At 55.1% G+C, this 14,273-nt stretch carries 8 protein-coding genes; 6 read left to right on the top strand and 2 right to left on the bottom strand.

All coding sequences use genetic code 11. The features are described from left to right. Positions 1 to 10 precede the first annotated feature (10 nt). The 3 genes from TPRIMZ1_RS0108355 (at position 11) to TPRIMZ1_RS0108345 (ending at position 2,096) form a co-directional block, all read left to right on the top strand. Entirely contained in the window at positions 11 to 856 is an 846-nt protein-coding gene (locus TPRIMZ1_RS0108355) for a sensor histidine kinase (RefSeq protein ID WP_081503643.1), read from the top strand. Then, positions 853 to 1,473, top strand: a complete 621-nt coding sequence (locus TPRIMZ1_RS0108350; protein WP_010257725.1) for a response regulator — start codon at positions 853 to 855, stop codon at positions 1,471 to 1,473. The genes TPRIMZ1_RS0108355 and TPRIMZ1_RS0108350 overlap by 4 nt, the downstream gene beginning before the upstream one ends. Positions 1,474 to 1,661: 188 nt before the next feature. After that, positions 1,662 to 2,096: a hypothetical protein gene (locus TPRIMZ1_RS0108345; RefSeq protein WP_010257722.1), complete on the top strand. Its 435-nt coding sequence runs from the start codon at positions 1,662 to 1,664 to the stop codon at positions 2,094 to 2,096. A gap of 500 nt (positions 2,097 to 2,596) precedes the next feature. Here the strand turns inward: TPRIMZ1_RS0108345 and pbpC are convergent, their stop codons facing one another. After that, positions 2,597 to 4,867, bottom strand: coding sequence for a penicillin-binding protein 1C (gene pbpC, locus TPRIMZ1_RS0108340; protein WP_010257718.1), 2,271 nt, complete (start codon positions 4,865 to 4,867; stop codon positions 2,597 to 2,599). A 2-nt stretch (positions 4,868 to 4,869) separates the two neighbouring features. After that, positions 4,870 to 10,857 (bottom strand): MG2 domain-containing protein, encoded by a 5,988-nt coding sequence (locus TPRIMZ1_RS0108335; protein ID WP_100217035.1) that lies wholly within the window; start codon positions 10,855 to 10,857, stop codon positions 4,870 to 4,872. Between the two features lie 97 nt (positions 10,858 to 10,954). Here TPRIMZ1_RS0108335 and TPRIMZ1_RS0108330 point away from each other — a divergent pair, with 97 nt between their 5' ends. From TPRIMZ1_RS0108330 to TPRIMZ1_RS0108320, 3 genes are read left to right on the top strand one after another with little or no spacing between them, the layout of a single operon-like run. Then, on the top strand, positions 10,955 to 11,188 hold the full coding sequence (locus TPRIMZ1_RS0108330; RefSeq protein WP_010257712.1) for a hypothetical protein: 234 nt from the start codon (positions 10,955 to 10,957) through the stop codon (positions 11,186 to 11,188). Beyond that, complete coding sequence (locus TPRIMZ1_RS0108325) at positions 11,175 to 13,976, top strand: hybrid sensor histidine kinase/response regulator (protein ID WP_010257709.1); 2,802 nt, start codon at positions 11,175 to 11,177, stop codon at positions 13,974 to 13,976. Before TPRIMZ1_RS0108330 ends, TPRIMZ1_RS0108325 begins: the two co-directional genes overlap by 14 nt. Then, on the top strand, positions 13,973 to 14,248 hold the full coding sequence (locus tag TPRIMZ1_RS0108320; protein ID WP_010257706.1) for a hypothetical protein: 276 nt from the start codon (positions 13,973 to 13,975) through the stop codon (positions 14,246 to 14,248). The genes TPRIMZ1_RS0108325 and TPRIMZ1_RS0108320 overlap by 4 nt, the downstream gene beginning before the upstream one ends. Positions 14,249 to 14,273 lie beyond the last annotated feature (25 nt).

The following is a 14,273-nucleotide window of genomic DNA, read 5'->3' as shown; positions in this document are numbered from 1 at the left end:
TTATAAAGCCATGCCAGCCGAAAGCGCCCTATTACCCTCGGAGTTTGATTCATATTTCCGTTTGTTGTGGCTTCTGGTGTTTTTTATCAGCTTACTAATGGTCTTTCTCGGTTATATCTATCTTGCAATGCGAAAGGCCCGGGAACGGGAATCCCAAAGTGCTGCTTTTTCCTCCTTGGCGCTGGAAGCCCAGGAAACCGAGCGGCGGCGCATTGCCGCAGAACTCCACGATACGGTACTGCCGGATCTGCGGGATACCCCCGCTGCCGCCCGTATCCGGGAAATTTGCAGCCGGCTTATACCGCCGGATCTTGGCCGCTTCAGTCTGAAGGATTCTCTCATTTCTTTATGCGACACCTTTGTTAAACGTACCGGAATTGAATGTATCGTCGAAATAGAAGAAAGCCTGGACTTCAGCGGATTGAACGGCGAACACCGGCTGCACCTCTACCGTATCGCCCAAGAAGCGCTCAACAACATCGCCAAACATTCCCAGGCAAAACAAGCCGTACTGGTCGCCCGGCAAGGCGCTCGGGAACCCGTAGGGGTTTTTGGCAAGGGGCGGCCCTTGCTGTTCAGTATTTCTGATGACGGCAAAGGTCTGCAAAGCAGACCAGGTCTGCGCAACTTGCAACGCAGTTCCCCGCGCAACTTGCAACGTAGTTCCCCGCGCAACTTGCAACGCAGTTCCCCGCGCAGCAGAAGCGGGCAACAAACCGAAGGAGCGGGAGACGGCTTTGGTATGCGGACCATGCGTCAGCGGGCGGCAATCCTGGGGGCGCAAATCGACTTTATCAGCGTAGAAGGCGGCGGCCTTATGGTGTGTCTTAAAGTCCCCCCATGGAGGGACGCATGAACAGCATCATTATAATTGAGGATCACCCGGTCATGCGTAAAGGACTGGCCGCATGGTTTGCCGGAACCGGGCGCTGGCAGGTGTTAGGCATCGTTGGGGATCTTACCGAGGCTAGGGAACTGTTTTCAGAACTGGCGGCGCTTCCGGACATCCTGCTCCTGGACATCCAACTAAGCCTTCACGACGGCGCAACGGAAGACGCCATGGGTCTTGATATTATCCCCTGGCTGCGGGAACGGTTTGGTAAAACGCCCCCGATAGTTGTGTACACCCAGTTTGACGACTACGCCCATGCCAATGCTGCCCTGGGCTTCGGTGTCCGGGGCTATGTCTGCAAATACCGGAGCGAGGAAGAACTCGAAACCGCCCTCCAAGCGGTGCTGCAGGGCAAAGTTTCCATAGACAAAGCGGTGGAACCCAAGTTGAAAAATGCTGCGAAAACACAAACACTCCTTACCCGCCGGGAAGCGGAAATACTCAAGCACGTAAGGGAGGGCCAGAATAACAAACGTATCGCCGCCGCCCTGGGTATAAGCCCCCGTACCGTAGAAAACCTCCTTTCCCGCATTTACTACAAAACCGGCATCGCTTCACGCTCGGATTTGCAGAAGATATAGAATAGAAACCGTACATATTGCCGGAGAATTCACGCCTTATTTCCCCAAACTGTGCGTAACCACCTACAAAACACCCAAAAAAACCTTGTAAATATGAGTAGTCAAACTCACGACAAATATTTTTCGAAATGTAAAAATAATAATGTCGGCGGACCTTATACGCAAATAAATACCTTAGGAGAGTAAAAATGAAAAAGACGGGTTTTGTTCTTGTGGGAATGGCAATGGCGCTGGTATTCGGCCTTGTGCTTTCGGCGTGCGGGGACGGCGCAGGCAGTGGTGGCGGTGGCGGTAGTGTGACCGTGACCAATTTCCCTTCAGATGAAAAGGGTTATATATATGTTTATCCTGACACGGGAGACGGAACTATAACTACCAGAAAAGAGTATGCCGCTGCAACTGGATTTGATACCCGTGTGGCAACAACCGAGGGGAGCTCTTTATCACCGTTCCCTTTGTATACCCCTGATTGGGATCAACGTTGGAAAGATACAGGGACCTACCTTGTAGTATTAGAGTATATAAATTATATTATGTTTAAAACTGGCGTTGCTTTTTCTAAGGGTTCGGCGACTATTGATCTTAACGATATGACAAACTGGAGCACCCTACCAAACAACTAGTAGTCCAGAGGACAAAGGGTGGAAAGGCGCAGTGGCGCCAGGCACTGTTTTTGAACAGTAACAAAAATGCGGTGGGGTCTGTTGCGTATAGCAGCTGTCTCCATCGCATTTTTTTCATAGACGATTTTAATGTCCTGTTCAATCTTCTTTCTATTTTATCAGGCATAGGTGATCGTCTGACCAACTGGGGCTTTTTTTGTTACTATCCACAGAAGGCTTTGCATATGTAATAGGGGGGGTGCCATAGGGGGCCTATTTCGCATAACAATGCATACCGCTTGGAGCTTAATCGGAAACTTCATTCGGCGAACCGGCCCGGTGAAGCCATGCGCCCACGAGGCACGGAAGCACACTTACACATAGTACGGAGTGGGGTGTCCGGAAGGAAATGTATGGAGGGACCCTTTGGGAGGCCCCATACGTTTCCTTCCGGACAGGCCCCCTTACCATTTGTGTGCTTTCGGAGACCCAGTCAGCGCATGGCTTCACCGGGTATCCTGCTACCGCACCTCAAAATCCACCGCCGCACTCCCGCCGCTTTCATCCTCCACCACAAGCCGGTGCTGCCCCCGTTGCAGGGTCAGTGCGAAAACCCCCGCGGTATTCAGACTTCCCTGGAGCGTATCGTCAACATACACAACACCGTTGAGGCTGAAGCCCACGGTTTCTACCCGCAGGGCCTGCGCATCCTCTGGCAGATATGGGTCAATGTAGAACACCGAGCCCGGCGCCGGGAGGCGGATGTATCCTGCGGTCCCACGTTGTCCGGTATTTCCCGCCCGAAAGCGTTCGGTAAGCCAGGCTTGATACTCCGGGGGGTACACCAATTCTCCCGCTTGGTGCCAGGAACAGGGTTTTTGCGTTCTCCGGCTGTTCCCTGCCGTTTCTTTAATGCGGATCCACTCCCGGAGTGTCCCGGTACAGTAGGGAGTCGCGGCCATGCCGGCAAGGGCGCAGATTTCTATTTCCCCCGCCTCTGCCAGGATAGGACCCCCTACGGATTCCCCGGAACCGCCCCCTGTGGTGTAAGCGGCGATGGAGGATTGTTCCAGGGCAGCCAACAGTTCCGCTGCGATCCGGGCAGGGATGGAGCTTCCGGTACGGCCCACCACGGTCTCCCCGGAAAAATTTCCCATCCACACCCCCACGGTAAAACGCGCCGATGCCCCTAAAGCCCAGATATGCTGAAACTGATTCGCCGTCCCGGTTTTAAACATTGAAGGAAAGGATGTAGACAGCACCGGCGCCGGACCAAAGGCGACAAAGCGGCTCCCCCGGTCGGAGAGTATGTCCGAGATGACCCAGGCTGCATAGGGGGACATGACCTGCGTAGTATTACTGTTACCATGGTTGTCTTCAATAAATTGCAGTTCCACAGGGATGCCTCGGCGGGGAAACACCGCGAAGCCCCGGACCAACTCCTCAAGGCTGACCTCGGCATTGCCCAGGGCAAGGCCGGTTCCGTGGGAACCCATAGCGGCGGCCACAGAATCGAAACCAAGGCTGACCAGAAATTCCTCGAAGGACCGTACCCCAAGCCGCTCCAGGATATATACCGCCGGAATATTGAGGGACGATGCCAGGGCGACCCGCAGCCGTACCGGGCCGTTAAAGCGGCGATTAAAATTGGAGGGTATATAGGCTTCACTGCCGCCAAATACCTGAGGGATATCCGGCAGTATTTCTGCGGGACTGAACCCGGTATCCAATGCCATGGCGTAGAGAAACGGTTTAAGGCAGGAACCGGGTTGATTCAATACCCGGACCCCGTCTATTTTACCGGAACTCCCCTCGTCAAACCACGAACGGGAACCGACATAAACGCGGACTGCCCCGGTCTCGTTATCAATTGCCAGTATGGCGCCGTTACTGACCCGGTTTTTGGTGAGCATGGCCAATTCGTTTTGCAGCAATTCTTCCGCATAGGATTGCAGATCCAGGTCAAGGGTACTGCGTACGGAATGAATAGTACTATTACCGCCGGATCTCAAATCCGATGCAAGCCGTTCGGTAAAGTGGGGTGCGGAGAAGGGACTCCGGTATTCATCGGCATCGGGGGAAGCTTCCCGGGCGACGGCTTCCAGAACCGCCTGATCCAGCCCCAGTTTAAGGCGGCGCGACAGAAACAGTGCCGCCCGGACCGCCGCTTCGGGGTTTAGCGCAGGGTCGTACAAACCGGGCCGTCGGGGTACCGCCGCAAGAAGTGCAGCCCTGGTGTCGTCAAGCTGGGTAACGGGCTGCCCAAACCGGTTCCGGGCCATGGCGGGGAGGCCCTCAATATTACTGCCAAAGGGGATACCGTTAAGCCAGAGTTCCAGAATGGCCTTCTTTGAAAGCCGGGCTTCAAGGCGAAGGGCGTCCCAGGCTTCGGCAGCCTTTCCCCCCAGGCCCGGACCCCTGGGCCGGATCAGCCGGGCGAGCTGCATGGTGATGGTGGACCCGCCGGAAACGATCCGGCCCGCCCGCAGGTTCCGCAGGGCGCTCCCTGCAACGGCGATTGGGTCAACGCCGGGATGAAAATAAAAACGACGGTCCTCGGCACGGATAAATACCCGGAGCGCTCCGGCGGGAATATCCCCCAGGCTTGCCCACTCACGCTTTACCCCATCATCCGCCGGAACGACCCGGAGGGTAACGCCGTTTCTGTCGTTGATCACCAAGCCGTACGATCGGGACCGGTAGGCCTTCAGCTCCGGGTAGGGTGAAAAAAATAATATTAAAAACAGTAATACTACTATAGACAGCAATACTACTGAAACAAGGCCCTTCATTTTCACCGTATCACGATTAGTTCCCCGGGAGCGCGGCCGAAAACCTCACCCTCGTACATACACTCCGCCTCCGCAGGCGGGGTGGGATACACCCCGGGCATGACCGCCCGGAAACGGAAGACCGCTTCTTTTTTCCCCTGGGGAAATTGATCCCAGTGGAACCGAACCTCATCATCAAAGATAAATTGCAGGGGCGGCTGCTCATAGGGTGTCCAGTAGTCCCGCTCAGGCTTAGTGTCGTTGTCCGGAGGGATAGTTCCACTGCTGACAAAAGAGGCGTCCACAATTTCCGCGCCCGAGGGGACCGGGACCCGTACCGCCACATAGGAACGGGCCCGGGGGCTTGAAATCACCACCCGCCTGGTGTAGACCTTCCCCGCAGTAAGCCTGCCGTCGGTCACCGGACGGCCATCGGCGTCCAGGGTTTCCACAAATACCCCGAGCCCCTCGTCCCGCACACCCGCCAGTTCCGCGGGGATGCCGTAGCGGAGGCTTGCGGTATAATAGAGCCGGGCTACTACTTGCAACGAAGTTCCCCGCGCTGATTCGGCGTTCGGGGCAGCGGCCTCCCGCTCAATACGCAGGGGGAACAGAGTATTCCGCTCAAGTCCCGCCAGGGGCGGTTCAGTAAAACTAAAGATGCGGGAAACCGGAACCCCGCCCTTTGGTTCAAAATCTGCGCTAAACAGAGCATGTCCTCCCAGGGAAACCCGCGCATTTTGCAACGAAGTTTCCCCCGCAGTCCGGGGGGCGGCATCCAGGGCCTCAGTATCGCTGATCCACCCGAAGGCAAGGACAGCCCAGAAGCTTGCGGCCGTATCGGACCAGCCGGCTCTGCCCTGCCCCCGCCGCTGCTTGTCGATCAACGCGTTGGCAAGCCGGGTGGTCATATCATCCTTGGGATTCAGGGACTGGTAGAGCATCAGCGCCAGGGCATACTTATCGGTTTCCCGGTTCCAGTAGCTCCTGGCTATCCGGGACTCCGCAGTATCCGTAATGTCCAGGGAACGGGTCTGGGGACGGATGTAACGCCTGACCCGGTCCCGGGCGGTAGTCGCCAGATCCTTCATGTCCAGTGCCAGAGCGGTAAGCCCGGCGAAACTCATGCCGCTTATACCCAGCTCGTCCCCCCGGTTCAGGTAGGTCCGCAGCTCGCTCCCTACCCTCTCTCCCAGCATGGCCCTGACCCAGAGGCTGTAACCCTGGAGAAAGGGATCCCGGGTTAGATGGTACCGGGCGGATTCGGAGGAACTCAAAAAGGTAAGGAGCCTGGGGATATCAATGCCGCCGGGAACCGCATAGCCCTTCTCTTTGGCCAGCGCCGCGATATGCCCCACACGAAGGGTGACAAAATAGTCCCCCCGGCTGTTCCCCGGCCAATAGGGATAGGATCCGTCGGACAGCTTGTTCTTCGCGAGGAGCGCCAATTCATCCTCGATAGTTTTTCTGACATCCGTCACGGGGCTGTCAAGCTGAAGAGCGGCAAGACTATCCCCAAAGGCAATCAGGGGAAGGAGCCGGGCAGTACGCTGTTCAAGGCAGCCATAGGGGTAGTCCAGAAGGTAACCCACAGCATCCTTGAGCATGGCCAGCCGGGAAGCGGCCAGGGAAACAGACAGTGTTCCTGTTTCTCCGCCTATCACCACACCTTCCTCGATAAAGGGAGCTTCACCCAAATTCCCCATCACCGTTACTGTTTCGTAAACCCTGGGCCGGTCTATATCAATTTCCCGGATGATCCGCTCGTTCACCTTCGGAGAACGGAGGGTAAAGATAAGCCGGGCTCTCCCGGAACCAACCGCCGCCACCCGGAAGGGCGCCTCAAGGGATTCGCCGGGCTGCACATTCAAGGTCCGCTCCGTCGTACCGTCCACCACAAGTACCGGAGTATCCTTCGACAGGTCCTCAATTTCCAAGCTAACCTTGGCTTCCGCCGCGGTGTTTTCAAGATTCGTCAGGATCAGAGAGACCTGAGCGGTATCACGCCAGCGCAGCTTCCGGGGAGCGGCGATGAGGGCCGTCATGGGGGCGCTCACCCTAAGGTCCCGCTCCTGTATACCGAAGGCGGCAAACCCGGCCTCCTGCCCCACCGCTACTGCGGTACAGCGGTAAGTGGTCAGTGAATCCGGGAGGCTGAAACGCACCATCACTGTTCCATCGGGACCGGTGAGCAGGTAGGGTTCGAAAACTGCGGTGGGCCGGAAGTCCTTACGCTCTTCAAGTTTGGATTCGTCCTCAGCGTCACCTCCCTGGAGATCCGAAAGGGCATAGGTTACGGGATCGATAAGCAGGGACCGGCTGTCCGCCCCCCGCACCCCCAGAGGAAAATTATTGGGGTCGTAGAAAAACGCAAGCGGGTCCGGGACATGGTAATTGATGAGATCCACCACCCCCCGGTCTACCGCCATAAAACTCAGTTCCACCCCCGAAACGGGCTTGCCGCCAAGGGTCACCCGGAGCCGCACATCGGCGTCATCTCCGGGACCGTATACACCCTGGCCGGGTTGAATCTCAATCTGATAATGACGGCTTGCGTTATCCACATAAATGGCAGCGAGTCCGAAAATCCCCTTAGGCTTGTCCAGATCCGGCTCATAGTAACTATTCTCCCCAGCCCCGGAACGGATCGTATAGGACGAAATAGCCGCATACACAATGGGTACGTATGATTCTTCTATAGGAATGTCGATGGTCCGCGCGGAACCATCAAGGTCGATGATCTTTTCAGAGAAGATACCCTCCCGTTCCAGGGTGAGCAGATACTTTCCCTTTGGCAGGGGCGACTGGACCAACAGTTTTGCTGTTTCCCCGGGGGCGTAGATCTGTTTGTCCGTCCTCAGGGTGATGGCGTCCGCATCTGCCGAACCCCAGCGTACCCACCCTGCCCCGCTGACATAAAAACTCAGCCGGGTGACCACGGGCCGGTCCCGGGCATCCCGGCTCCGCAGCCGAAGTTCCCACTGACCGCCCTGGTCCGGGGTAAAGTTCAGCACACCGCTGGTCGCAGTTGTCAGGCGCACCGTCCTTTCCTCAACCACCGTTTCAACCCGCTCCCAGAGCAGGTTCACCCGGCCGCCTATTCCCGCCTGCCGGGACTGCTTCCATTCGTGACGCACAAACTGAACGGCGAGCTCCCCCTTCCCGTTTTCGGGAAACCGATAGCTTTCACCCTGGGCATTCACCAGGGCCCAACTCACCGTGGCGGGACTTCCCGCGGCGAGGAAATAGGCGGAATTCTTCGATTCTGCCAAATTGACCGCCCGCATGGTCCCGGTATCCAGCCGGGCGGCGATGTAAAACGATGCGGGGTGCACCGTTACGGCGTTTCTGCTGGCAATTTCCTGCCGCCCCGCGTCCTGCACCGACCCTTCCAGCCGATACCGGTAGACCGCGCCCTCAACACCGTCCCCCTGGGGTACCAAACTGATATCGGCGCTCCCCTGGGGGCCTAAATTCCCTTCCCCCCGGCTCAAAAAAGAACGCCCATCGTTATTTTCAGGGCCAAAATGCCAATATTGCCAGTTCCCGCCGGGATTGAAGGCCGCAGGTTCCCGGGTCCAGTAAAAGGAATAGGGGGCTCCGGTCAAGGCGCCCCCCGCCAAGTAGGAAGCGGAAAGTTTCCCCGTAAGGGTTTCACCCTGGTAGAAGGGCAGATCCGGAAAACTCACCGACCCCTCTACCCGGAGGCGCTCAAAATTCGCCACCTGGAAACTGAGGGTCTTTACCCCCGGATCCTCCTTGGAAAGACGGGTATAGCGGAGTACATATTGCCCCGGCTCCAGTTCCGCAGGCAGCTCGAAGATACCCGAACTTCCTCCGGTACCGGTACTTACCCCATCAAGAACCGCCAGGGTCCGATTGCCGCCGGCCGGCAAAAGAATTTCTACGCTATACTTGCCCTGGTAGGGCTGGTATTGGCCCCGGGTAAGGCTGCGGTCTATACCCCGGAAAGTCAGGGTCTCCCCGGGACGGTATAAGCCCCGGTCGGTGAAGAGGAAAATCATCGGCAGCTGCTCCTCCGCCCTAAAGGGGCTCGTCACAGAATCTACCCCAAAGCGCCAAAGATTATGGCTGTCGTTGGGGACAAACTCAAGCTCATCCCCACCGGCCTGGGCGCCGCCGTTCTCGACAACCCGGATACGCAGCCCCTTTCCGGCGCTTTCCCTCAAACTTGACGAAGTTTCCGGTGGGCTAAAGCGGCGGACAAACTCCCCATCGGAAAAACTGAAAACCGCAAGCCCCTCGGTATTGGTTCTGCCCTCAGCCTGTAACCCGGTTCCCTCGAGCAGCTCCACCCTGGCCCCCGCTACGGGCTCCCCGGTGGAAAGCCTAGTCACCCAGACCAGCGCCCGGTTATACCCGTACCGGGTGGTAACGCCCAGGTCCGTAACCTGTACGGAAAGCCAGGCGGAGTTCCGGTACACCCGCCCCGCTTCCCAGGAGGACCGGGTTGCGTAATCCCAGCTCAGGGCGGCGCTCCCCTTACCGCCGCTCCCCAGGAAGGGACTGAGGTCTTCCATAAAGTACCGCTTGGAATTCCGGGGGAGCAGATCGGGATCCACATCCTCCACGGGGGGGTCCGCACGATCATAGGGTCCCCGGGCTGCGGAAAGACGCCGCTTTAAAGAGACCGGATTCTGGGCTTCCCAGACGATCATCGGGGGAAATCCCGCCTCCAACATCTTGGATCCGGTATTGCGGATGTACACGTAGCTATTGGCGTCTCCAACCTTTACCTGAATCACCTGGGCTTGCCCCAACTGCCTGCCCCACAGATCCTTGAGTTCCGCCGCTATCCGTACCGTGTATTCGTGCTGATATTCCAGGGGAAGCCGGTTCAGTATCACCCTATCCCCATAGACATGGATATTTTCCTTCTTAAGCGCCCCAATCCCATCGATGGAAAAATAGTTCTCCACTCCCTCAGGATCGATCCCATGGGTAAAATCAAGGGAAATGGGGATCGTATCCCCCTCCTGGGTGCGGGGATTAGAATCGGTCCTCACCGAATACCGCCCAAACCTAAAGGGCCGCAGGGTATGGAAGCTTTCCCGCTGCTCTTCCTTCGACCCCAGCCAGTCCGCTTCCGACCGGGCCCCTGCCAGAATACGGATCTCCACATCCGTGTCCGGGGGAAGCCGCTCCCGCAGGGAAAGCCGTACCCCCTGCTCCGGCGCCGCCGCAGAACGTCCCCGCAGAAACCCCCAGTCCTTGATGATTTCGGGCCGGGAAACCGTAAAGGGCCAGGTCCTTCCCGCCCCGCGGATCTCAATCCACTTCATAATTTCTGTTAGATTGACGGGGTAGGAAAAGATCAGGTTGATAAGCCCCCCGTCCTCGGGTCCCACATCCCAGGGGAACACATACTGCTCTCCGGTCCCCAAACTCCAGGTCAGCAGGGAAAGCCGTTCGGTTTCAAAGCTGAAGGACCGTTCCCCGGTAAGCCGCTTCCCCCCCAGGGATTGCAGCCGGTCCGAAATCGTTACGGTATAGCGCCGCTGGGGCAGACTTTCCGCATCCGGTTCAAAGGCCAGCAGCCGGGACCCATACCACCGGTACACCCCTTCCATAGCCGGTTCTACCGTAAAAAACGCCTTCCCATCCCGAATAGGCGCCCCCAATCGGGAAAGGGGAACCACGGGCTGGGAAAACACCACATATATAGAAGGTTTTTTTATCTCGCTGGGTAAATCCCCCCGAGGACCATAATCCACAATCGTAAAGGGCTCATCACTCTCCTGAATAAGCCCGCCTGAACCCTCGGTCTCCGCCGCCGCAATCGCCTCGTAATAGGCGATACGGTACTCCGCCAACTCCGCCGGGATCCGCCCCGCAGACGCCGCCGTCCCGGAAAACACCGTCACCGGCCCGCCGGCCCGGGCATCCTTCCCGCAGGCGCTTAAAACCAGGCAAGTCAAGGCCGCGCAGAATAGGGTTAGCGCCGGGAACGAAAAACGGTAAAACCGGTTAGAATTATTTGGAGGGGTCATGACCATAGTATAACCCTCTAATGGCTTACTTTTCATCTCCTTCCATCATACTTTTAAGCAGGATAGCGTCGACGACTTCATCAATGACCACCCTTTCATGGGCGTGGAACACCCTGGTAATGGAATCAAAAAGGGAGGAACCTGGGTGGAGAGTACGAACAATGAGGACAGCCTAAACGAGCTATCCTTTGAAAAAAAGATAAAACTTCTGTCAAAAGTGGATAAATCCTACTTGCAGGGATATATTGATAAAGCAGTAATAGATTGTCAAAAATCCAAAAATACGAGGAAAAAGCAGGCAAAGTCCGGGGAAGTGGATGAAAACAAATAGCAGCATACTCCGCCTTCTTACCAGCGGAAAATTTGAAAACCAGGGGGCGCCGCAAGCCGCATCTGACAATCGGGATTCTCTTGGGCAGGTGGTGAACGATGCGATGATCCGGTACGTCAGCCTGAATGTCGCCCTCATGTTGGGAGCCTTTTTTCTGATTACCTTCGGCATTACCGTTTTTATTGCCGGCAATACCCTGCGGAGTCTGCTCGATTTTACGGTGGCCCTGATCTGTATTAGCAGTGTCTTTTTGCTGCGGACCCGGCTGCCTTTTACGTTTTCAGCCATGCTTCCCGTGGCGGCCTTCAGTACCCTCTGCGCCGTCCTTGCCTTTTCAGGCGGGGTAAGCGGGTTCGCAGGGCTGTGGATCTACGCTCAGCCGCTGATAGCCATTTTCATCCTCGGATTAACAGCCGGTTCTATCCTGTCGGGATTGCTTTTGGTTGCCGTGGGGATTACCGTCTTCGTCCCCGACGCAGGCTTTGCCTATGAAAGCGCCGTAGGTTTCCGCATTCTCTGCGTATTCATTTTAGTTTTTTTACTAACCATGGCCTACGAATGGGTACGGGTTACCAATGACAGACGGGTTAAAAAGCTTACCGGGGAACTGGAAACGGCCCGGCTAAAAGCCGAGGAGGCCGCCGCCAAGGCGGAGGAAGCTGCGGCGGCTAAAAGCAGTTTTCTTGCCAATACCAGCCATGAGATACGGACACCAATGAACGCGATCCTGGGGATGACCGAGATGATTTTGCGGAAATCCCCGAACTCTGAAATATACACCGATGCCATGAGTATTAAACAAGCCGGTGAAAGTCTGCTTTCCATCATTAATGATATTCTGGATTTTTCAAAAATCGAGTCCGGAAAAATGGAACTGGCCCCCGCGGAATATTATTTTGAATCCCTGATCCATGATGTGGTTAATATTATTAAGGTCAGACTGGGAGAAAAGCGGATCCGATTTATTACCGATATAGACAGGAACATACCCGCCAAACTATACGGGGATATGATACGTATCAGGCAGGTTTTGCTTAACCTCCTCTCAAACGCGGTTAAGTATACAGAAAAGGGATACATAAAACTTACCGTGGCCGGTATTCCCAACCATGGTAAGCGGGAGGGTGAAGAAATCACCCTTAGCTTTGAGGTAACGGATACCGGGTACGGCATAAAAGAAACGGATATGGATAAACTTTTCGGCGATTTTACCCGATTCGACAGCCACAGAAACCGGAGTATTGAGGGGACAGGTCTGGGACTTGCCATAAGCCGTAATATTTGCCGCCTCATGGGCGGAGATATTACGGTCCAATCCAGGTACGGGGAAGGCAGTGTCTTTAGCGCCCTCATCCCTCAAAAGGTTCGTGAGGAACGGCCTATAGCCGGATTGGATAAGGCAGAAAACAAGGCGGTGCTGCTCTATGAACGGAGGGATGTCTACCGGGATTCCCTGATCAATTCCCTAAAAAACCTTGCGGTTCCTTTTAGAGTTACTAACCGTGAGGGTTTATTTGAGGAACTTGAAAAAGATATCTGGCCCTTTACCTTTGTATCCCCGGATGCTGCGGAGGAAGTTCAGAATTTTATACAGGAATGGAATAAAAAAACAGTGCTTGTGCTTCTGGCAAAACTGGAGGATGATGAACTGTTCCGGGATATACCCATGATAAGTATTCCCGCCCATACGGTTCTCATAGCAAATGTGCTTAACGGCGTAAAAGAAATTAAACAGGAGAAAAAATCTCCCGTCAGGTTTACGGCACCGGAAGCGAGAATACTCATCGTAGATGATATATCCACAAACCTGAATGTGGCCCGTGGTCTTCTTTCGCCGTATAGGATGGATATTACCACCTGTACCAGCGGAAAGGAAGCGGTCGATCTGGTTCGTAATACTATGTACGATATGGTATTCATGGATCACATGATGCCGGAAATGGACGGGGTTGAAGCAACCGCAGCGATCCGTTCCATCAACGGCGATTATTTTAAAGCCCTTCCCATCATAGCCCTTACCGCAAATGCGGTTACGGGGATGAAAGAAATGTTTCTTGAGAGCGGATTCAGCGATTATATTTCCAAGCCCATAGAGATTGTAAAAATGGACGCCATGATAGCAAAATGGATTCCTCCTGAAAAACAGATACTGGAAAACAGTACAATTGCTGCGCCTGCCGAGGAAAGCACGAATATGAAAATAAACGGGGTAGATACTGCCAAAGGTATGGCCATGACCGGGGGGACCGAAGCCGCCTACCGTAAGATACTGGCCGTTTTTTGCAAGGATGCACTTGATCGTATGCCCCTGCTTCACAATACGCCCGGAGAACAGGAATTGCCCCTGTTTACCAACAGTGTACACGCCTTAAAAAGCGCCTCCGGAACCATCGGCGCCGCAGCCGTATCAAAGGAGGCGGCAGAATTGGAAGCAGCGGGAAAGGCCGGGGATACGGATCTTATCGAAAAACTACTTCCGAATTTCTACCGGGATCTTAAAATGGTGGTGGAACAGATAGGACTGACGTTGAATGAAGCAACATCATCCGGTGAGGGTAAAATACAAACTGCCGGAAAAATCCCCGATTCATGTATTTCCTTGTTCAGAGAACTTGCCGCCGCGCTGGAACAGGAGCAGCCCGGGACCATACGCCGCCTCCTTGCGGAACTGGAAGAAAAGCCCCTGGACGCAAAAATAAAGGAAAACCTCAATAGTGTGGCTAATGCGGTTTTGATGACCGAGTTTGGGGAGGCCATAAAGGCCGTTAAAGAGCTGTTACCAGCATGAATGCAGCGCTTAAACACTATGTGGAAAATGAAAGATTTATTTCAGATAAAGAACGGGAAATCACCTGGGCACTCCTGGAGGGACTTGCGGGAATAAAAAAAGTACATATTCCGGATGATGAAGCTATGGAACGCCTGCCGGTAATATCCTTTATTATAGAAGGACTATCAACTGGAAAAAAGTCTAGAAACATACCCTTAATAATAGCTAAAAGTTTAGAAAAGCTCCCCCAAGCCTGGACAAAAGATAGGGGTTTTTCACCAAAAACATGATACATTGCAAGATATGCAATACGGA

Origin of the sequence: Treponema primitia ZAS-1 (assembly GCF_000297095.1) — a bacterium.
Classification (GTDB): domain Bacteria; phylum Spirochaetota; class Spirochaetia; order Treponematales; family Breznakiellaceae; genus Termitinema; species Termitinema primitia_A.
The sequence above is the reverse complement of the archived record's forward strand: the minus strand, read 5'-3'. Positions and strand labels throughout refer to the sequence as shown.